Source organism: Paraburkholderia sp. Ac-20336, assembly GCF_017105025.1.
In the GTDB taxonomy this organism is placed as follows: Bacteria; Pseudomonadota; Gammaproteobacteria; order Burkholderiales; family Burkholderiaceae; genus Paraburkholderia.
Genome location: NZ_JAAGPS010000134.1, coordinates 1 through 19,732 on the forward strand (window position 1 = coordinate 1; position 19,732 = coordinate 19,732).

19 protein-coding genes are annotated in these 19,732 nt (G+C 65.7%); 7 read left to right on the top strand and 12 right to left on the bottom strand.

Translation table 11 applies throughout. The features are described 5' to 3' along the window. The 6 genes from recG to ubiA form a co-directional block, all read left to right on the top strand. The coding region (gene recG, locus GXB81_RS25980; protein ID WP_205990705.1) for an ATP-dependent DNA helicase RecG at window positions 1–1,350 on the top strand (1,350 nt) is incomplete at its 5' end. A 202-nt stretch (window positions 1,351–1,552) separates the two neighbouring features. Then, the gene (locus tag GXB81_RS25985) at window positions 1,553–2,512 is read left to right on the top strand and encodes a hydrogen peroxide-inducible genes activator (RefSeq protein ID WP_167284245.1); all 960 of its coding nucleotides are present in this window, start codon (window positions 1,553–1,555) and stop codon (window positions 2,510–2,512) included. A gap of 214 nt (window positions 2,513–2,726) precedes the next feature. Further along, the gene (locus GXB81_RS31815) at window positions 2,727–2,849 is read left to right on the top strand and encodes a hypothetical protein (protein ID WP_275691473.1); all 123 of its coding nucleotides are present in this window, start codon (window positions 2,727–2,729) and stop codon (window positions 2,847–2,849) included. 146 nt (window positions 2,850–2,995) lie between these two features. After that, window positions 2,996–3,160, top strand: coding sequence for a hypothetical protein (locus GXB81_RS25990; RefSeq protein WP_167035966.1), 165 nt, complete (start codon window positions 2,996–2,998; stop codon window positions 3,158–3,160). 223 nt (window positions 3,161–3,383) lie between these two features. After that, window positions 3,384–3,878: a Dps family protein gene (locus tag GXB81_RS25995; RefSeq protein WP_167035969.1), complete on the top strand. Its 495-nt coding sequence runs from the start codon at window positions 3,384–3,386 to the stop codon at window positions 3,876–3,878. A 264-nt stretch (window positions 3,879–4,142) separates the two neighbouring features. Beyond that, a complete protein-coding gene (gene ubiA, locus GXB81_RS26000) occupies window positions 4,143–5,006 on the top strand; it encodes a 4-hydroxybenzoate octaprenyltransferase (protein WP_167284244.1) in 864 nt (287 codons plus the stop codon). Window positions 5,007–5,259: 253 nt separating this feature from the next. Here the strand turns inward: ubiA and proC are convergent, their stop codons facing one another. The 6 genes from proC to GXB81_RS26030 all read right to left on the bottom strand — a co-directional run bounded on the left by proC (window position 5,260) and on the right by GXB81_RS26030 (window position 12,544). Further along, on the bottom strand, window positions 5,260–6,075 hold the full coding sequence (gene proC / locus GXB81_RS26005; RefSeq protein ID WP_167035975.1) for a pyrroline-5-carboxylate reductase: 816 nt from the start codon (window positions 6,073–6,075) through the stop codon (window positions 5,260–5,262). Window positions 6,076–6,157: 82 nt separating this feature from the next. Continuing rightward, window positions 6,158–6,868 carry a YggS family pyridoxal phosphate-dependent enzyme gene (locus GXB81_RS26010; RefSeq protein ID WP_205990706.1) on the bottom strand — a complete coding sequence of 237 codons (711 nt, stop codon included), beginning with the start codon at window positions 6,866–6,868 and terminating at the stop codon, window positions 6,158–6,160. Between the two features lie 36 nt (window positions 6,869–6,904). Next, the gene (glcF, locus tag GXB81_RS26015) at window positions 6,905–8,131 is read right to left on the bottom strand and encodes a glycolate oxidase subunit GlcF (protein ID WP_167035981.1); all 1,227 of its coding nucleotides are present in this window, start codon (window positions 8,129–8,131) and stop codon (window positions 6,905–6,907) included. Window positions 8,132–8,139: 8 nt separating this feature from the next. Further along, window positions 8,140–9,228 (bottom strand): glycolate oxidase subunit GlcE, encoded by a 1,089-nt coding sequence (gene glcE, locus GXB81_RS26020; RefSeq protein WP_167035984.1) that lies wholly within the window; start codon window positions 9,226–9,228, stop codon window positions 8,140–8,142. A gap of 199 nt (window positions 9,229–9,427) precedes the next feature. Further along, window positions 9,428–10,921 (bottom strand): FAD-linked oxidase C-terminal domain-containing protein, encoded by a 1,494-nt coding sequence (locus GXB81_RS26025; protein WP_167035987.1) that lies wholly within the window; start codon window positions 10,919–10,921, stop codon window positions 9,428–9,430. A gap of 207 nt (window positions 10,922–11,128) precedes the next feature. Beyond that, the gene (locus GXB81_RS26030; protein WP_205990707.1) at window positions 11,129–12,544 is read right to left on the bottom strand and encodes an FAD-linked oxidase C-terminal domain-containing protein; all 1,416 of its coding nucleotides are present in this window, start codon (window positions 12,542–12,544) and stop codon (window positions 11,129–11,131) included. Between the two features lie 332 nt (window positions 12,545–12,876). On the opposite strand from GXB81_RS26030, the gene GXB81_RS26035 reads away from it, so the two are divergent. Then, window positions 12,877–13,431, top strand: a complete 555-nt coding sequence (locus GXB81_RS26035; protein WP_205990708.1) for a cob(I)yrinic acid a,c-diamide adenosyltransferase — start codon at window positions 12,877–12,879, stop codon at window positions 13,429–13,431. A gap of 56 nt (window positions 13,432–13,487) precedes the next feature. Here GXB81_RS26035 and GXB81_RS26040 read toward each other — a convergent pair whose 3' ends face one another. From GXB81_RS26040 to GXB81_RS26065, 6 genes are all read right to left on the bottom strand, one after another. Next, the gene (locus GXB81_RS26040; protein WP_167035996.1) at window positions 13,488–13,820 is read right to left on the bottom strand and encodes an XRE family transcriptional regulator; all 333 of its coding nucleotides are present in this window, start codon (window positions 13,818–13,820) and stop codon (window positions 13,488–13,490) included. After that, on the bottom strand, window positions 13,817–14,122 hold the full coding sequence (locus GXB81_RS26045; protein WP_241016519.1) for a type II toxin-antitoxin system RelE/ParE family toxin: 306 nt from the start codon (window positions 14,120–14,122) through the stop codon (window positions 13,817–13,819). The genes GXB81_RS26040 and GXB81_RS26045 overlap by 4 nt, the downstream gene beginning before the upstream one ends. A 284-nt stretch (window positions 14,123–14,406) precedes the next feature. Beyond that, window positions 14,407–15,480: a 3-deoxy-7-phosphoheptulonate synthase AroG gene (gene aroG / locus GXB81_RS26050; protein ID WP_167035999.1), complete on the bottom strand. Its 1,074-nt coding sequence runs from the start codon at window positions 15,478–15,480 to the stop codon at window positions 14,407–14,409. A 384-nt stretch (window positions 15,481–15,864) separates the two neighbouring features. Further along, the gene (gene tldD / locus GXB81_RS26055) at window positions 15,865–17,331 is read right to left on the bottom strand and encodes a metalloprotease TldD (RefSeq protein WP_205990709.1); all 1,467 of its coding nucleotides are present in this window, start codon (window positions 17,329–17,331) and stop codon (window positions 15,865–15,867) included. Window positions 17,332–17,418: 87 nt separating this feature from the next. Beyond that, the gene (locus GXB81_RS26060; protein ID WP_205990710.1) at window positions 17,419–18,282 is read right to left on the bottom strand and encodes a carbon-nitrogen hydrolase family protein; all 864 of its coding nucleotides are present in this window, start codon (window positions 18,280–18,282) and stop codon (window positions 17,419–17,421) included. A gap of 83 nt (window positions 18,283–18,365) precedes the next feature. Then, a partial coding sequence (locus tag GXB81_RS26065; protein ID WP_277396806.1) for an AsmA-like C-terminal region-containing protein occupies window positions 18,366–19,732 on the bottom strand: 1,367 nt, incomplete at its 5' end.

The window sequence follows — 19,732 nt, forward strand, 5'->3', positions numbered from 1 at the left end:
CGCAAGCTCGGCGACGACGCGGCGCTGGTCGCGCGGCTGCTGAAGGCGCTGCCGTTTTCGCTGACGGCGGCGCAGGAGCGCGTCGGCGGCGAGATCGCGCTCGATCTGACGCAGCCGCATCCGATGCAGCGCCTGTTGCAGGGCGACGTCGGCAGCGGCAAGACGATCGTCGCCGCGCTCGCCGCCGCGCAGGCGATCGATGCCGGCTACCAGGCCGCGCTGATGGCGCCGACCGAAATCCTCGCCGAGCAGCACGCGCGCAAGCTGCGCGGCTGGCTCGAACCGCTCGGCGTGAACGTCGCGTGGCTCGCGGGCAGTCTGAAGGCGAAGGAGAAGCGCGCCGCGATCGAAGCGGCGGCGCTCGGCACCGCGCAGCTTGTGATCGGCACGCACGCGATCATCCAGGACGCGGTCGAGTTCGCGCGGCTCGGCCTCGTGATCGTCGACGAACAGCATCGCTTCGGCGTCGCGCAGCGGCTCGCGCTGCGCGCCAAGGCGCAGAACGCCGCCGACGGCGCGCGCGATTTCCAGCCGCATCAGCTGATGATGTCCGCGACGCCGATTCCGCGCACGCTCGCGATGACCTACTACGCCGACCTCGACGTTTCCACGATCGACGAACTGCCGCCCGGCCGCACGCCGATCCTGACCAAGCTCGTCTCCGACGCGCGCCGCGAAGAGGTGATCGGCCGCGTGCGCGAGGCGGCGCTGACGGGGCGCCAGGTGTACTGGGTGTGTCCGCTGATCGAGGAAAGCGAGACCTTGCAGTTGCAGACCGCGGTCGAGACCTACGAAACGCTCGCGGCGGCGCTGCCCGAACTGAAGGTCGGGCTCGTGCACGGGCGCCTCGCGCCGGCCGAGAAGGCCGCCGTGATGGATGCGTTCTCGCGCAACGAAATCCAGCTGCTGGTCGCGACGACCGTGATCGAAGTGGGCGTCGACGTGCCGAACGCGTCGCTGATGGTGATCGAGCATGCCGAGCGCTTCGGCCTCGCGCAGCTGCACCAGTTGCGCGGTCGCGTGGGGCGCGGCAGCGCCGCGTCGGTCTGCGTGCTGCTCTATACGGGACCGCTGTCGATGACCGCGCGCTCGCGTCTGCAAACGATGCGCGAAACCACCGACGGCTTCGAGATCGCACGCCGCGACCTCGAAATTCGCGGGCCGGGCGAGTTTCTTGGCGCGCGGCAGTCGGGCGCGGCGATGCTGCGTTTCGCCGATCTGCAGAACGACCAGTGGCTGATCGAGCCCGCGCGCGAGGCAGCCGCGGTGCTGCTCGAAAAATACCCCGAGGTGGTGTTGCAGCATCTCGCGCGCTGGCTCGGCGCGCGCGAGCAATATCTGAAAGCGTGATAGTGGGCGCGTGCGCGGGCTTGAAGGCGCGGGCGGGTTCGGCTTGATGGCGCGTAACTGCCGCACCTAAGCGCACCTAAGCGCGAATCCGCGCGACCCAACCCCGCCAAACGCTCGCCGAAAATCCCGCAAAGGTTGGCGAACCGACCCTATAGGTGTATAACTAGAACCTATCAAATCCTCCATACTGATTGATCCCCGAATGACGCTCACCGAATTGAAATACATCGTGGCGGTGGCTCGCGAGCGCCACTTCGGCCGGGCGGCCGAAGCGTGCTTCGTTAGCCAGCCCACGCTGTCCGTGGCCATCAAGAAGCTCGAGGACGAGCTGAACGTGCAGATTTTCGAGCGCGGCACGAGCGAGGTCAGCGTCACGCCGATCGGCGAACAGATCGTCACGCAGGCTCAACGCGTGCTCGAACAGACGCTCGCGATCAAGGAAATCGCCAAGCAGGGCAAGGACCCGCTCGTCGGCCCGCTGCGCCTCGGCGTGATCTACACGATCGGGCCGTACCTGCTGCCCACGCTCGTCAAGCAGATGATCCAGCGCGTCCCGCAGATGCCGCTGATGCTGCAGGAAAATTACACACTCAAGCTGATCGAACTGCTCAAGCAGGGCGAAATCGACGTCGCGATCATGGCGCTGCCGTTTCCCGAAACGGGCCTGATGCTGCGCCCGCTCTACGACGAGCCGTTCGTCGTCGCGCTGCCTTCCGGTCACGCATGGGAAAACCGTCCGAAGATCGACCCCGACGACCTCAAGCAGGAAACCATGCTGCTGCTCGGCAGCGGTCACTGCTTCCGCGATCACGTGCTCGGCGTGTGTCCCGAGCTGATGCGCTTTTCGCAGAACGCCGACGGCATCCAGAAGACCTTCGAGGGCTCCTCGCTCGAAACGATTCGCCATATGGTCGCGAGCGGCGTCGGCATTACCGTGCTGCCGCGCATGTCGGTGCACGAAGTCAGGCCGCACGCGGCCGGCATCGACGCGGGCCTGCTCAGCTATGTCGCGTTCGACGAACCCGTGCCGGACCGCCGCGTCGTGCTCGCGTGGCGCAAGAGCTTCACGCGCATGCCCGCGATCGATGCGATCTGCGACGCGATCGCCGCGTGCGATCTGCCGGGCGTCAAGAAGCTCGATCTGCCGGCTGCCGTCAACTGATGGCGGGCTCCGCACCGCGCTGTCGGTGCGGATGCCCGTGTGGATGTCTCACAAACAGGGCGCAAGCGCTATCGAATAGATTAAATTAATCAAATGCGAGAATTCGATAGGGTTGATATAGTTTCCTCCGTGGATCGCCCGATCCCTTTATTTCATAAGGCTGAGTGTTCGGACCCGAAGCGCGGAACCCGAGGCAAGCCAGGAGGACAACACCATGCAAGCGAATTCGCAGCCCGTTCACGTTTCCACCCCTGCGCAAGCGGCTACGCCGCGTGTCGTGCCGAGTTTTCGCACGGTCGCTCTGTCGCTGCTGGTCGACCGGGTTCTGGCCGCCTGACGCGCTGGTGCCGCGCGATCGGGTGAACAGCCTCGACGCGGGCAATTTCCCGACGTGGCGCTGCGCGATTCAGGTGATGCCGGAAGCGGACGCCGCCCACTACGCGGGTAACGTACGAACCAACGATACGAACCGGGAGCAGGATCATGATTCAGATGATGATGGCAACCATCGGCGGCCCGAGCACCGCACGCGGCATGCAGGCGCATCGACATGCGTGGATGTTGCGCAAGACGGTCGGCTGCGCGATCGTTGCGAGTGGTTTTGCGGTGATCGCCGTGCAGGCGTTGCAGCACGTTTTCGGTGGTTGAATACAGGGCTTTTTGTGCAGTTGCCCCGAACATGTCAATCAACGCAACACCGCTGTGACGATAAGGTGAAGGCAAGTCGGCGCAGGGTGCCGTCGGCATGACGGCGTAGCCCGGCACCCGGCTAACGCAGCGGGGTTTCACGCTACACTGTCGAACGTTTTATATCCGTTTCTGCTGACCGTCATTTGCCGACCGGTCCGTATCACTCTTCAAAGGAGTCATCATGGCCAAGAAAGAAGCTGCAGCCGTACAGCACGTCAACATCGGGATTAGCGACAAGGATCGCAAGAAGATCGCGGAAGGGCTCTCGCGTCTGCTCGCCGATACCTACACGCTGTACCTGAAGACCCACAACTTCCACTGGAACGTCACGGGTCCGATGTTCAACACGCTGCACCTGATGTTCGAAACGCAATACAACGAACTGTCGCTCGCCGTCGACGCGATCGCCGAACGCATCCGCGCGCTGGGCGTGCATGCGCCGGGCAGCTACCGCGACTTCGCGAAGCTGTCGTCGATTCCCGAAGCCGACGGCGTGCCGGCGGCCGAAGAGATGATCCGCCAGTTGGTCGAAGGTCAGGAAGCAGTGGTGCGTACCGCGCGCGCGATCTTCCCGTCGACGGAAGCCGCCAACGACGAACCGACCGCCGACCTGCTCACGCAACGCATGCAGACGCATGAAAAGACTGCGTGGATGCTGCGCTCGATGCTGGCGTAAAGCGCGTTTGAGTTGCGCCTGAGCGGCATCTGATGCCGGTGTGCGGACAACGTCCGCGTCGCGCTGCAACGAACGAGCCCCCTGCACAGGGGGCTTTGTTTTTTGCGCCGCGGCTGCGCCGCCGTTGCGTCGCTATTGCGTCGTTTAAATGCACGCGTCGTGCGGCTCGCGTCGCACCTCGATACGCAGCCGCGCGAATCCGGGCGCGTCACGCACATCCCGTAAAATAGCGGGACCGTGTTCGCACTTCATCGAATCCGTCCCATGTTCGCACGACTTCCCCTGTATCTGCGCCTCGTGCGCATGGACAAGCCGATCGGCAGCCTGCTGTTGCTGTGGCCGACGCTCAACGCGCTGTGGATCGCGTCCGGCGGCCATCCGTCCTGGCAGTTGCTCGTGATCTTCACGATCGGCACGGTGCTGATGCGCTCGGCCGGCTGCGCGATCAACGATTACGCGGACCGCGATTTCGACCGCCATGTGAAGCGCACCGAAAACCGTCCGCTCACCTCGGGCAAGATCAAGGCATGGGAAGCGGTGGCGCTCGCCACCGGTTTGTCGCTGCTCGCGTTTCTGCTGATCCTGCCGCTCAACGCGTTGACGAAGCAGTTGTCGGTGGTGGCGCTGTTCGTTGCCGGCTCGTATCCGTTCACGAAGCGTTTCTTCGCGATTCCGCAGGCCTATCTCGGCATTGCGTTCGGCTTCGGCATTCCGATGGCATTCGCCGCGATCCAGGATCACGTGCCGCTGCTTGCATGGGTGATGCTGCTCGCGAACATCTTCTGGTCGGTCGCCTACGACACCGAATACGCGATGGTCGATCGCGACGACGACATCAAGATCGGCATCCGCACCTCGGCGCTGACGTTCGGCCGCTTCGACGTGGCCGCGGTCATGCTGTGTTACGCGGTGACGCTCGGGATTTACGTCGGCATTGGCGTGACGCTCGGTTTCGGCGTGCTGTACTGGATCGGTTGGGCCGCGGCAGCAGGCTGCGCGATCTATCACTACACGCTGATCCGCAATCGCGAGCGCATGCCGTGCTTTGCCGCGTTCCGCCATAACAACTGGCTCGGCGGCGCGCTGTTCGCGGGGATTGCCGCGCATTACGCGGCGGCTTCGTTCTGATGCGCGTGCGCGGTGGCTGATCCGGCCGCTGCGGCTATTGCTGTTTTTCGACGCCGTAGGTGCCTGCCCTGAATCGAAGGGTGGCCACCTACGGCGTTTTTTGCTTCTGCGTGACGATGTGCGGGTGGTTTCGAGCGCCAGGCCGTCGCTCTGTTTTCCGGCGGATGCCTGAGCGCCGCCCGATAGCGACCCGATCGCTACGAGATAGCTACCCGAGCATCGCATGGCCGCCGCCCCATCGCCGCCCGGCCACTTACTGCTTGCCGAACTCCTCGCCCATCTCCTTCGCACGCGCATCCGCCGCGAGCACGCCGCGCACAATCGCATCCTTGATGCCGCTCGCGTCGAATGAGGCGAGCGCCGCCGCGGTCGTGCCGCCTTTCGACGTCACGCGTTCGCGCAGCACGCCCGGCGGCTCGTCGGAATTGGCCGCCAGTTGCGCGGCGCCGGTGAAGGTCGCGACCGCGAGCGCGCGGCCCTGCGCTTCGTCCATGCCGAGCTGGCGCGCGGCTTCCTGCAGCGCCTCGATGAAATAGAACACATAGGCCGGCCCGCTGCCCGAGATCGCGGTGACCGCGTCGATCTTCGCTTCGTCGTCGAACCAGACCGTTTCGCCGACCGCACCGAGCACCTGCGACGCGAGCGCGCGGCCCGCTTCGTCGACGCTCTGCGTGGCGACGAGGCCCGTCACGCCCATGCCGATCAGCGCCGGCGTATTCGGCATCACGCGCACGATGCGGCCGTGGCCGCCGAGCCAGCGCGACATGTCGGCGATGCGGATGCCCGCGACGATGCTCACGGCGAGTTGCGACGCCTGCAGATGCGGCGCGAGTGCTTCGGCCACGCTCTTGAGGATTTGCGGCTTCACCGCGAGCACGACCGCGTCGTAGGCGGCGAGCGCGCTGTCGGCGCTCGCGCCGGTGCGGATGCCGAATTGCTCTTCGTTGCGCTTGCGCGCGTCTTCGTTCGGATCGATCGAGTACAGATCAGCCGGCGCGACGCCGCGCTTGATGAGGCCGCCGATCAACGCCGCGGCCATGTTGCCGCCGCCGATAAACGCAATTTTCATGATGGTCCGGTGAGGTTCAGATAAGAAGCGGGAATGCGACGAGGGCGCTCGCGCAGCCGCGCGCGAATGCCCGGGAAAAAGCTCAGTGCGAATAATCGCGCGCGCCGAAAATCGCGGTGCCGACGCGCACGATCGTCGCGCCTTCGAGCACGGCGGCTTCGAGGTCGGCCGACATGCCCATCGAGAGCGTGTCGAGCGCGAGCCCGTCGCCGCGCAGGCGTTCGAACAGCGCGCGCAATTTGCGATGCGGCGCGCGTTGTGCCGCGAGATCGCCGGCCGGTTCGGGAATCGACATCAGTCCGCGCAGCTTCAGCTTTGGCAGCGCGGCGATCTGCTGCGCGATTTCCGCCGCCTCGGCGATGCCGACACCGCTCTTCGACGCCTCGCCGCTGACGTTGACTTGCAGGCACACGTTAAGCGGCGCCAGGTTGTCGGGGCGCTGCTCGGAGAGCCGCTGCGCGATCTTGAGCCGGTCGACCGAATGCACCCAGTCGAAATGCGCGGCGACGGGGCGCGTCTTGTTCGATTGCAGCGGCCCGATGAAATGCCATTCGAGCGACGCGCGCAGATCGGCCAAGGCCTCGATCTTGTCGAGCGATTCCTGCACGTAGTTCTCGCCGAACGCGCGCTGGCCGGCCGCATGGGCGGCGCGCACGGCATCGGCGGGAAACGTCTTGGAGACCGCGAGCAGCCGCACGGATTGCGCATCGCGCCTGGCCGCCCGCGCGGCTTCGGCAATGCGCTGCCGCACGTCGGCGAGGTTGTGCGCGAGGTGGTGGAGCAGGTCGGACATGGAGCGAGCCGGTGTTCAGCGAAGACGATGCCCCGATTATACGGACAGCATGTGCTCGACCAGCTCGATCCAGTGCGCGACCGGCGTCGACGTGCCGCTTTGCAGATGCGCGATGCAGCCGACGTTCGCCGACACGATCACCTGCGGCTCCTGCGCCTGCAGCCGCTCGAGCTTCTGATCGCGCAGCGCGTACGAGAGACGCGGCTGCGTCAGCGAATAGGTGCCGGCCGAGCCGCAGCACAGATGGCTGTCGGCGGGCAGGCGCACGTCGACGCCGAGCGCGCTCAGCAACTGCTCGACCTTGCCGCGTATCTGCTGGCCGTGCTGCAGCGTGCAGGGCGGATGAAACGCGACCGTGTGCACCGAGCGGCGCCGCGTGATCGCGACAAGCTGTTCCTCGAACTCCGGCAGTATTTCCGCGACGTCGCGCGTCAGCTCGACGATGCGGCGCGCTTTCTCCGCGTATTCGGGATCGTGGCGCAGCAGATGCGCGTATTCCTTGACCGTCGCGCCGCAGCCCGAGGCGTTCATCACGATCGCCTCGGCGCCCTGTTCGACGTGCGGCCACCATGCGTCGATATTGGCGCGCAGGTCGTCGAGCGCTTCGTCGTGATAGCCGAGGTGCAGGCGGATCGCGCCGCAGCAGCCGGCCTCGGGCGCGACCACCGTTTCGATGCCGAGCGCATCGAGCACGCGCGCGGTCGCGATGTTGACGTTCGGCATCATCGACGGTTGCACGCAGCCCGCCAGCATCAGCATCTTGCGTTCGTGTTTCGCGGCGGGCCATGCGAGCGGGTTCTGCCGCGCGGGCACCTTGTCGCGCAGCTTTTTCGGCAGGATGCGGCGCACGCGCTGGCCGAGCCGCATCGCCGGCGTGAAGATCACGCTGTTCGGCACGACGCTCGCGAGCACGCGGCGCAGCAGCCGCTGGTTGAGCGGGCGCCTGACTTTCTCTTCGGTGAGCTTGCGGCCGATTTCGACGAGCCGCCCGTATTGCACGCCGGACGGGCAGGTCGATTCGCAGTTGCGGCAGGTGAGGCAGCGGTCGAGGTGGACCTGCGTGCTGCGCGTGACCGGCGCGCCTTCGACCATCTGCTTGATCAGATAGATGCGCCCGCGTGGGCCGTCGAGTTCGTCGCCGAGCAACTGGTAGGTCGGACAGGTGGCCGTGCAGAAACCGCAATGCACGCACTTGCGCAGGATGGCGTCCGCTTCGTTGCCATCGGGCGTATTGCGAATGAAGTCCGCGAGGTTGGTTTGCATCGCGTCGCTCAGAAGTCGGGGTAGAGACGGCCGCGATTGAAGATGCGGGCCGGGTCGAAGGCGTGTTTGAGGCCGCGATGGATTTTCATCAGCGGCGTGGGCAGCGGCGTGAAGACGCCGGCGCTGCGGTCGTAGCCGTGGCCGCTGCGGAAGATCGTCGCGTGGCCGCCGGCCTGCTTCGCGCTGATGCGCACGGTTTGCGCGTCGGTGTCGGTGATCCACCAGCGCTGGCCGCCGCCCCATTCCATCAGTTGCGCGCCGGGCAGTTGCAGCGGCTCGGTGATCGACGGCAGCGCGAGACGCCACAGCGCGGCCTTCGGCGGGATCGCCGAGAAGAACGCATCGGTCTGCTCGCGCAGGCCGGCCCAGAAACGCTCGGCCTCGACCGCATCGACGACTTCGCCGTCGAGCGCCGCGCGCGCCGCCTTGACCGCGGCTTCCGCGCCCGCGAGCCGCACGGCGAGCGTGCCGTTGCGCCATGCGCTCGCGGTGATCGGCAGCGGCCGGCCGGCCCATTCGTTGAGCTTGCGGACCGCGTCGGTGCCGTTCATGTCGAACTTCAGCGTGGCTTCGGCCTGCGGCAGCGGCAGCACCTTGACCGACAGTTCGAGGATCAGTCCGAGCGTGCCGAGCGAGCCCGCCAGCAGCCGCGAGACGTCGTAACCGGCGACGTTCTTCACGACCTGGCCGCCGAAATGCAGCACCTGGCCCTGGCCGTTCATGACGACGGCGCCGAGCACGAAGTCGCGCGCCGCGCCGACGGCCGGGCGGCGCGGCCCGGAAATGCCCGCGGCGATGCAGCCGCCGAAGGTGGCCTGCGGCCCGAAGTGCGGCGGCTCGAACGGGAGCATCTGGTCGTGCTCGGCGAGCGCGGCTTCGATCTCCAGCAGGGGCGTACCCGCGCGCGCGGTGATGACGAGCTCGGCCGGATCGTAGGCGATGATGCCGCGATAAGCGCGCGTGTCGAGGATCTCACCTTCCAGCGTCTGACCGTACCAGTCTTTGGTGCCGCCGCCCCGGACGCGCAGCGCGCGTCCTTCTGCGCTGGCCGAACGCACGCGTTCGGACCAAACGGCGACGATGTCGTCCTCTTCCATGGTGTCCTGCTCGTTGTGTTTCGGTTGATTGTACCGGGCGGGGGCTCGCTGGCAACCAGGAGCGCACCCGCATCGGCAGATCGGCTGAAGGGACCGCGAAAGGCGGGGCAGGCGCTATGCAACGGAGCGCCTGCCCCGCCTTTTGCGGTGCGCGCTTCATGCGCGACGCGAGCATGAACGATGCGAGCGGCAACGGACGCTAGAAGCGCGGCAGCTCAGGGTGAGGCAGCAGCCCGCCGCGCACATGCATCTTGCCGTATTCGGCGCAGCGCGCCCGCGTGGGAATACCCTTGTCGGGGTTCAGCAGGCCGGGCGCGTCGAATGCGCGCTTGACCGCGTGGAACGTGTCGCGTTCCTCGGGTGAGAACTGCACGCACATCGAATTGATCTTCTCGATGCCGACGCCATGCTCGCCCGTGACCGTACCACCCAGTTCCACGCAGGCTTCGAGGATGTCGCAACCGAATTCCTCGGCGCGGTGCCACTCGTCCTTGTCGTTGCCGTTGAATAGGATCAGCGGATGCATGTTGCCGTCGCCGGCATGGAACACGTTGATGCAGCGCAGCCGGTATTTTTTCTCCATCTCTTCGATGCGCGCGAGCAGCGGTCCGATACTGCGGCGGGGCACGGTGCCGTCCATGCAGTAGTAGTCCGGCGAAATGCGGCCGGCGGCCGGAAACGCGTTCTTGCGCCCGGACCAGAAGCGCAACCGTTCCTCTTCCGTGCGCGAAATCTGGATGCGGGTTGCACCGTGTTCGCGCAGTACCGCGGTCATGCGCACGATCTCGTTGGCGACCTCGTCGGGCGTGCCGTCCGATTCGCACAGCAGGATCGCCGCCGCGTCGAGGTCGTAGCCCGCGTTGACGAATTCCTCGACCGCGCGCGTGGCCGGCTTGTCCATCATCTCGAGGCCGGCCGGAATGATGCCCGCCGCGATGATGCCGGCCACCGCGTCGCCGCCTTTCACGACGTCGTCGAAACTGGCCATGATGACCTGCGCCGTCTGCGGCTTCGGGATCAGCTTGACTGTGACCTCGGTGACGATCGCGAACATACCCTCGCTGCCGATCAGCACCGCGAGCAGATCGAGCCCGGGCGCGTCCGGCGCGAGCGAGCCGAATTCGACGATCTCGCCTTCCATCGTCACCGCGCGCACGCGCAGTACGTTGTGCACCGTGAGGCCGTATTTCAGGCAGTGCACGCCGCCCGAATTCTCTGACACGTTGCCGCCGATCGTGCAGGCGATCTGCGAGGACGGGTCCGGCGCGTAGTAGAGCCCGTAAGGCGCCGCGGCTTCGGAGATCGCGAGATTGCGCACGCCCGGCTGCACCGTGGCGGTACGCGCATACGAGTCGACCTCGACGATTTTCCTGAAGCGCGCGAGTGACACGACCACGCCATGCCGGATCGGCATGGCGCCACCCGAGAGGCCGGTGCCCGCGCCGCGCGGCACGATCGGCACGCCGAGGCGATGGCAGATCTGCACGATGCGTTGCACCTGCGATTCGGTTTCCGGCAACGCAACCGCGAGCGGCAGACGCCGGTAAGCGGCGAGGCCGTCGCATTCGTACGCGACGGTGTCTTCCTCGCGATACAGCAAACAATGATTCGGCAACACGGCCATCAGCGCCTGCACGACTTCGCGCTGGCGCTGGGCGAGTACTTCGGCCGACAGTTCAGCGGGTGCGTTCATGTAACTTGTCTCCCCTTGCTTTTGCCGATCCGGCTCTTCGTTCGAGCCGGTTGTTTCAGGCGGCCTCGTTGCGAGCCGATTCGCTTCGAGTCACGTCGTTCCGGGTCACGGCGTTTTGAGTCACATCGTTCCGGGCCACCGCGTTTCGAGGCCGGCGCGACCGCCGCCCGATGTGGCGGCCGCCGCTTCCGGCGTGCCCGGTCTGCGTCAGGCCGCCCAGCTGAATATCTTGCCCGGGTTCATCAGATTGCGCGGGTCGAGCGCATGCTTGATCGAGCGCATCGTATCGACCGCGACGTCGCCGTGTTCCTCGAGCAGGAAGCGCATCTTGTGCAGGCCGACGCCATGCTCGCCGGTGCAGGTGCCGTCCATGCGCAGCGCGCGCTGCACGATGCGATGGTTCAGGCGCTCGGCTTCTTCGAGTTCCTCGGGCTTGTCCGGGTCGATCAGGATCGCGACGTGGAAGTTGCCGTCGCCGACATGGCCGACGATCGGGCAGGGCAGCGGCGAGGCCTTCAGATCCTGCTCCGTTTCCACCACGCATTCGGCGAGGCGTGAGATCGGCACGCAGACATCGGTCGTGACCGCACGGCAGCCGGGCTTCAGTTGCAGCATCGCGAAATAGGCGCTGTGACGCGCGTTCCACAAACGGCTGCGGTCTTCGGGGCGCGTCGCCCATTCGAAACCCTCGCCGGCATTTTGCGCGGCGATGTCCTGCACGAGTTCGGCCTGTTCCTTGACGCCGGCCTCGGTGCCGTGGAATTCGAAGAACAGCGTGGGGGCTTCGCGCAGCGTCAGATTCGAGTGGCGGTTGATCGAGCGCACCGCGAGCGAGTCGACGAACTCGACGCGCGCGATCGGCACGCCGATCTGGATCGTCTCGATGACCGCGCGTACCGCATCGCCCATTGACGGGAACGCGCATATCGCGGCCGATACCGCTTCGGGCTGCGGATAAAGCCGCACCGTGATTTCGGTGATGACGCCGAGCGTGCCTTCGGAGCCGACGAAGAGCCGCGTGAGGTCATACCCCGCCGACGATTTGCGCGCGCGCGTGCCGGTTTTGATGACGCGGCCATCGGCCAGCACGACCGCGAGGCCGAGCACGTTTTCGCGCATCGTGCCGTAGCGCACGGCATTGGTGCCCGACGCGCGCGTGGCCGACATGCCGCCGATGCTCGCGTCGGCACCCGGATCGATCGGGAAGAAGAGGCCCGTGTCGCGCAGTGCTTCGTTCAACTGCTTGCGCGAGATGCCGGGCTCGACGGTGACGGTGAGGTCCTCGGCGTTGATCGACAGCACGCGGTTCATGGCCGACAGATCGATCGACACGCCGCCTTGCACCGCGAGCAGATGCCCTTCGAGCGACGAGCCGTTGCCGTACGGAATGATCGGCACGTCGTACTGGCCGCATAGCTTGACGGCGGTTTGCACGTCTTCGGTTGTGTGCGCGAAGACGACGGCGTCGGGCAACTGGGGATCGAATGGCGATTCGTCGCGGCCATGATGCGCGCGCACGGCTTCGGCAACCGACACGCGTTCACCGAACGCGGCTTTGAGCTGGTTCAGCAGTTCGGCGGGAAACGGCCGGCGCAACGGGGCCGGCGGCACGGGATGGTTCACGCATGTCTCCTGTCGAACGGAGTGGGCGGCTTGGCGGTCGACCCGAGTGGTGCCTGCGGTTGGCCGAAGTGAGCGCTCTCGCGCGTCATTCGGTTCCCGGCGAAGCTCCTGCTTCGGTTTCATGCAAAGCGCTTACTCCGATTTCATGAAAGATTTTTGAGGGCACGGCTTATGTGTGCCGCATTCATTTCATTTTACGCCGATCGTCCGTGGGCCGGCACCGGTCCGCGCTCGGCTCGGCTTCCCGGCTCATATAATGGCGGCGATTTCGCGATGCGCGCAATATGGATAAACGTGGTGGGCGTATCGCCACTGAACGTATGGGGGACATCATGGGCAACCGCCTGAGCAAGATCGCCACTCGCACCGGCGATGACGGCACCACCGGTCTCGGCGACGGCCGCCGCGTGCGCAAGGACAGCGCGCGCATTGCCGCGATCGGCGATGTCGACGAACTCAATTCGCAACTCGGCGTGCTGTTGTGCGAGAGCCTGCCCGACGGCGTGCGCGCGGCGCTGGTGGCGATCCAGCACGATCTGTTCGATCTGGGCGGCGAGCTCTGCATTCCCGGCCACACGATGATTACCGAGCGGCATCTCGCCCAGCTCGACGGCTGGCTCGCCGACTACAACGCCGCATTACCGCCGCTGAAGGAATTCATTCTGCCCGGCGGCTCGCGCGCCGCAGCGCTCGCGCATGTGTGCCGCACCGTCTGCCGCCGCGCCGAACGCGCGATCGTGGCGCTCGGCGAGCATGAGGCAATCAACGTGGCGCCGCGTCAATATGTGAACCGGCTGTCCGATCTGCTGTTCGTGCTCGCGCGCGTGCTCAATCGCGCGGATGGCGGCACCGACGTGCTATGGCAGCACGATCGCGGCACGCATTGAGTGCAATTGAGCGAATGGTGCGCGGGTGCGCATGGCATCAGGCACCGGGCCCCGCGTTAGCCGATCGCGAGCGTAACCGGCTTGCCGATGCGGCTCATCATTTCGACGAGCGTGTCGATCGTGAACTTGGTGGTTTTCTTGTTGACCACGTCGGATACGCGCGGGCGCGACACCATCAGAATTTCCGCCGCCTCGGCCTGCTTCAGATGATGCTGTTCGATCCAGCTCGACAGCTCGGTCATGAGCTGCTCCTTGAGCAGGCGCGTGTCGTTGATCTGCTTTTGCGACGCCGCGTGCAGGCGCTTCGCTTCTTCGGCGGAAAAGCCGAGTTCGAGAAACAGATTTGCACCGGGTTGGGTGACGTGGCGAATGCGGGTGTCGGTCGTCATTGATAAGGTTTCCTATCGTTAATGATCGCGCGGTAGCGCATCTCGGCGATCTTTTTGTCTCGCGGCCCGAGCTTCTGCGTTTTCTTCTGAAAACAATGCAGCACGTAGATCGCTTCGACAAACTTACTCACATACATCACGTGAAAAATGCCGTCTTCGTCTTTGATGCGGATTTCGCGCGTTCCGGCGCCGATCGAGTCGAACGCTTTCCAGTCGTCGGGGTCGAGTCCCGCCTGAATCTTGTGCAGTTGAAACCCCGCGCGACGACGTGCTTCAGCGGGAAAGGCGAGCCGATCGCGCAAGCTCGAACCTAATCAGCGAATTTCTTTTTCCTGCTCCATAGCCGCCTTTGTGTATAAAATATTATACGAGCCATCCAGCCCGGTCAAGTCCGTTTGCATGCCTCTGAGTCAGGTACGCACGCGTTGCGAAGGCGTCACATGCAAGCGGACAACGAGCTGTTACGGTACAGAGGCGGCGCGCGCAGCACCATCGTCCGTTCGGCCAATAAAAAACCCGGTTCGAAGCCGAACCGGGTTTTCTACGGATGACTGACGAACTGCCGGAGCAGCGGCGCGGCAGGCGTTCAGTTGCCGCTGCCGCGTGCCACGCGGCGCTGCCTGACGGCTTCGGCGAGACCTTCGAGCACCGTGACGCTTTCGTCCCAGCCGATGCACGCATCGGTAACGCTCTGGCCGTACGTGAGCGTGCCGCCTTCCTGCAGATCCTGGCGGCCCGCCACGAGGTGCGACTCGACCATCACGCCGACGATCCGCTCGTCGCCCGCGGCGATCTGGCGGCCGATGTCCGCGCACACCGGAATCTGGTTCTCGTGCTTCTTCGAGCTGTTCGCGTGGCTCGCGTCGATCATCAGGCGTGCGGCGAGACCTGCCTTGCCGATGTCGGCGCAGGCGGCGTTGACGCTGTCGGCGTCGTAGTTCGGCGCCTTGCCGCCGCGCAGGATCACGTGGCAATCCTCATTGCCGGCCGTCGACACGATCGCCGAGTGGCCACCCTTCGTGACCGAGAGGAAATGGTGCGGCTGCGAGGCGGCCTTGATCGCGTCGACGGCGATCTTCACGTTGCCGTCCGTGCCGTTCTTGAAGCCGACCGGGCACGACAGTCCCGAAGCCAGTTCGCGGTGCACCTGCGACTCGGTGGTCCGCGCGCCGATCGCGCCCCACGAGATCAGATCGGCGATGTACTGCGGGCTGATCATGTCGAGGTATTCGGTGCCGGCGGGCAGGCCGAGTTCGTTGATGTGCAACAGCAGCTCGCGCGCGGCGCGCAGGCCGTCGTTGATCTTGAAGCTGTTGTCCATGTGCGGATCGTTGATGAGGCCCTTCCAGCCCACCGTCGTGCGCGGTTTTTCGAAGTACACGCGCATCACGACTTCGAGTTCGCCGGCGAAGCGCTTGCGCTGTTCGATCAGACGTCCTGCGTATTCGATCGCGGCCTTCGGATCGTGAATCGAGCACGGGCCGATCACGACGATCAGGCGGTCGTCCATGCCATGCAGAATGCGATGCATCGCGTTGCGCGAGTCGTAGATCACGTTGGAGACCGACTCGTCGCACGGGAATTCGCGAATCAGGTGAGCGGGCGGCGTGAGTTCTTTCAATTCGCGGATGCGGACATCGTCGGTGTTGTGCGGGGGCATGGGGTTCTCCTGAATCGGTTCGTAGTTCGTAGCGTGTTCGCGTGAGTAGCGGGTGTCAAAGTTCGTCTGGAAGCAAGGTTTCAAAAGCCGGTGTTTCAAAAGCGTGAGGCGAAAAAAAACCGCCAGGCTGGCTGGCGGTTTTTCGGGAATTCTTGGTGTCCTGCGTGCACTAACACCCCTCTTGATCCGCCAGCGGTCTGAGATACCAAAAAAAGTAAAAATAAAACTTGGCGGACATGGCGAGGTGAAATGCGTTGCTGGTCAAAAAAGGTGAGTGACTTTATAACCCGGTACAGGCTCGCTTGACAAGCATGGGCCTATAAAAATGCGGGTAATCCGCACGTTTCGTACTTTTTTCGCACGAAACGTGCATGACTTGCAGAATCAGGCGGTGCCGCCGACCGTCATGCGCTCGATGCGCAGCGTCGGCTGGCCGACGCCCACCGGCACGCTCTGGCCTTCCTTGCCGCACACGCCGACACCCGAATCGAGCTTCATGTCGTTGCCGATCATCGTGACGTACTTCAGCGATTCCGGGCCGCTGCCGATCAGCGTCGCGCCCTTGACCGGATACGTGATCTTGCCGTTCTCGATCATGTAGGCCTCGGAAGCCGAGAACACGAACTTGCCGTTCGTGATGTCGACCTGGCCGCCGCCGAAGTTCACCGCATAGAGGCCGTTCTTCACGGACGCGAGAATTTCCTGCGGGTCCTTGTCGCCGTTCAGCATGTAGGTGTTGGTCATGCGCGGCATCGGCAGCGCCGCGTACGATTCGCGCCGCGCGTTGCCGGTGACCGGCATCTTCATCAGGCGCGCGTTCAGCGTGTCCTGGATGTAGCCCTTCAGGATGCCGTCCTCGATCAGCGTCGTGCATTGGGTCGGGTTGCCTTCGTCGTCGATGTTGAGCGAGCCGCGGCGGTTCGGCAGCGTGCCGTCGTCGACCACGGTGACGCCCTTCGCGGCGACCTGCTCGCCGATGCGTCCCGCGAACGCCGACGAACCCTTGCGGTTGAAGTCGCCCTCGAGCCCGTGGCCGATCGCCTCGTGCAGCAGCACGCCGGGCCAGCCCGGGCCGAGCACGACCGTCATCGCGCCGGCCGGCGCCGGCCGCGCGTCGAGATTGACGAGCGCCGCATGCACCGCGTCGTCGACGTAGCGCGACAGCACTTCGTCGGTGAAATAGCCGTAGTCGAAACGCCCGCCGCCGCCGCCGCTGCCGATTTCGCGGCGGCCGTTCTGCTCGGCGATCACGGTGACCGAGACGCGCACGAGCGGCCGGATGTCGGCCGCGAAGCCGCCGTCGCTGCGCGCGACGAGCACCACGTCGTATTCGCCGGCGAGGCCCGCCATCACCTGCTGGATGCGCGGATCGCGGCCGCGCGCCATCTGTTCGATGCGCTCGAGCAGCTTGACCTTCGCGGTCGCGTCGAGCGAATGGAGCGGATCGGACGGCAGGTACAGATCGCGCCCGGCGATGCCGGTCAGCGACGAGGCCACCTTGATCTTCTGCTTGCCGCCGCCCGATCTGGCGATCGCGCGCGTGGCGATGGCCGCCTGGCGGATCGCCTCGGGCGAAAGGTCGTCCGAGTAGGCGAACGCGGTGCGGTCGCCCGACACGGCGCGCACGCCGACGCCCTGATCGATGCTGAAGCTGCCCGACTTCACGATGCCTTCCTCGAGGCTCCACGCTTCGCTGCGGGTCGCCTGGAAGTAGAGGTCCGCGTAGTCGACGCGGTGCGTGAAGATTTCGGCGAGCGTGCGCGTGAGCAGCGACTCGTCGAGACCATAGGGCGTGAGGAGAATGTCCTTGGCGGCGGCGAGATTACGGATACCGGATTCGATGATGTTCATGCGAAATATGTTCTGCTCGATACGAGGGGGGCGGGGAGCGCCTGAGCCACCATATGCGTGGCGGGCGCCGCAGTTTCAATGTCGGATTCAGGTCAGCACGCGATGACGCCAGGCCGGCAGGCTCTGCCGCACTTCGTCGATCCGCGCGCGTTCGAGGTTGCCGGCGACCACGCCGGCGCCTTCGTCGCGCACCGCGACGATCTCGCCCCACGGGTCGATCAGCATGCTGTGGCCCCAGGTGCGGCGGCCGTTCTCATGTTTGCCGCCTTGCGCCGCGGCGAGCACATAGCACTGGTTTTCGATCGCACGGGTGCGCAGCAGCAGCTCCCAGTGCGCGCGGCCGGTCGTGTAGGTGAAGGCGGACGGCACCACGATCAGCGCACAGTCGCCCATGCGCCGATACAGCTCCGGAAAGCGCAGATCGTAGCAGACCGACAGGCCGACCCGGCCGAACGGCGCCTCGAAGCCGCGTACCTCGGTGCCGGGGCGGATCGTGCGCGCTTCGTCGAACGATTCTTCGCCCTTCTCGAAGCTGAACAGGTGAATCTTGTCGTAGCGCGCGGCTTCGTTGCCGTGCGGGTCGAACACGAGCGTCGTGTTCAGCACGCGCGAGGCTTCCGGCGCGGTGAGCGGCAGCGTGCCGCCGATCACCCAGAGCTTGTGGCGGCGCGCCGCGTCGGCGAGAAAGCGCTGGATCGGGCCGTCCTGGTAGGGCTCGCGCACGGCGAGCTTGTCGGTGTCCTTGAAGCCCATGAAGCAGAAGTATTCGGGCAGCAGCACGAGTTGCGCGCCGTCGGCGGCGGCTTCGGCGATCAGGCGTTCCGCGTCGGCGAGATTGCGCTCGCGATCGGGCGTGCTGACCATCTGCAGCGCGGCGACCCGGAAGGGGCTGATGAAGGAGCCGCCGGATGCCGCGGCGGACGGCGATGAAGAGACGTGTGTTTCGCTCATGAGCGTGTCGAAAGGCTCCCGGCACAGCGGCGGTGCGAACCGCGGACGCCGCATGCGTCGTTCAGGGCGGGCTCGAACGCGGCTCAGGGCGCTTCCACGGTCGAAGCCGGAGCGTCCATCTTACCCCGTTCGGTCGTCACCCGCTCGATGTGCGGTTTCGCCCACGAGCCCGTGATCGCGTACTCGCGCGCGAACACGTGCGACACCCCGTGGGTGAGCGCGATATCGGCGATCAGCGCGCCGAGGCCGATCAGCGGATTGACGACCGTCGCGGCGATCACCGCGGAGCCCGCGCTGACGGTCGGCACGACGTGCAGGTGCAGGTCCTGGGTTTTCTGCGCGATGTCGACCGAGCCGGCCATCTCGGCGCGCGCCGGCGCGGTCACCATTCTGAAGTTGTCGGTGCGGGCGATGCCGTCGTGAATCTGCGCGGTGCCGGTCACGCTCGAAAACGGTAGCCCTTCGCCGATCACGTCGCGGAAATCGAGCGTGGCGATGCGCGCGAGGCTTTGCAGGCTCAGCACGCCGAGCAGCGTTGCGACGCCCGGATCGATCTTGAGAATCTGGCCGTGACGCAGATCGAGCGCGAGGTTGCCGTTCAGCGTCGAATAGTCGATCCTCGCCGGACCGCCTTGCCAGGCGGCCTTGCCCGCCAGCGAACCGCTGCCGCCCTTGAGCGTCTTCGGCAGGCCGAGGCGTTCGAGCAGCGCGCCGGCATCCTTGATGTCGAGCTTGAAATCGAACACGGTGCGGCGCGGCGTGGTTTCGTCGGCGGAACTGGCGAGTTCGGTCGAGGTGCGCCAGTTCGCGGTCGCGCTTAGTGTCGCGGCGGGATTGGTGACGTCGAACTTGTCGAGTTGCCAAACCGGCACGCCGTTTTCCTCGAAGTTGTGCGCGTCGACTTCGAGTTTGCCGATGTTGCGGTCGCGCACGATCAGCTCGTTCACGACCAGATCGATCGACGGCATGTTTTGCGCGGGCGCCGACATCGCCGGGCCGAGCAGGTCTTTGTCCGCGACCGACGGAATCACGACGCGCGCAAAGCGCGCCTGCAGCGAGCCCGGCGAGTCGCGGGTCGCGCCCGGTAGCCACGACACGTGGCCCGACACCTGATTCGAGGCGATGTTCGCCTGCCAGGTGCGGTCCGCGCGCGATGCGCCGACGATCACGTTGTCCCAGTGGCGCTTGAGCAGCGTCAGCGTGTCGACGTGCAACGCGAAGCGGCTCGGCAGGAATTGCGTGAGCGCGGGGTTGGGCTGTGGCGGCGCGGCGGCCGGAGTGGGCGCCGCGGTGCTTGTGGCGGCGGCATTGGCGTTTGCTGCGGGCGCGCCGGCGCTGCCGTTGTTACGCAATTGCGCGAAGAGCAGGCGCCACGCGTCGGCGTCGAATTCCTTGAGATCGACCGCGGCGACCACGCCGTCGGCCGGCAGCTCCGCCGGCCGGTTCACGC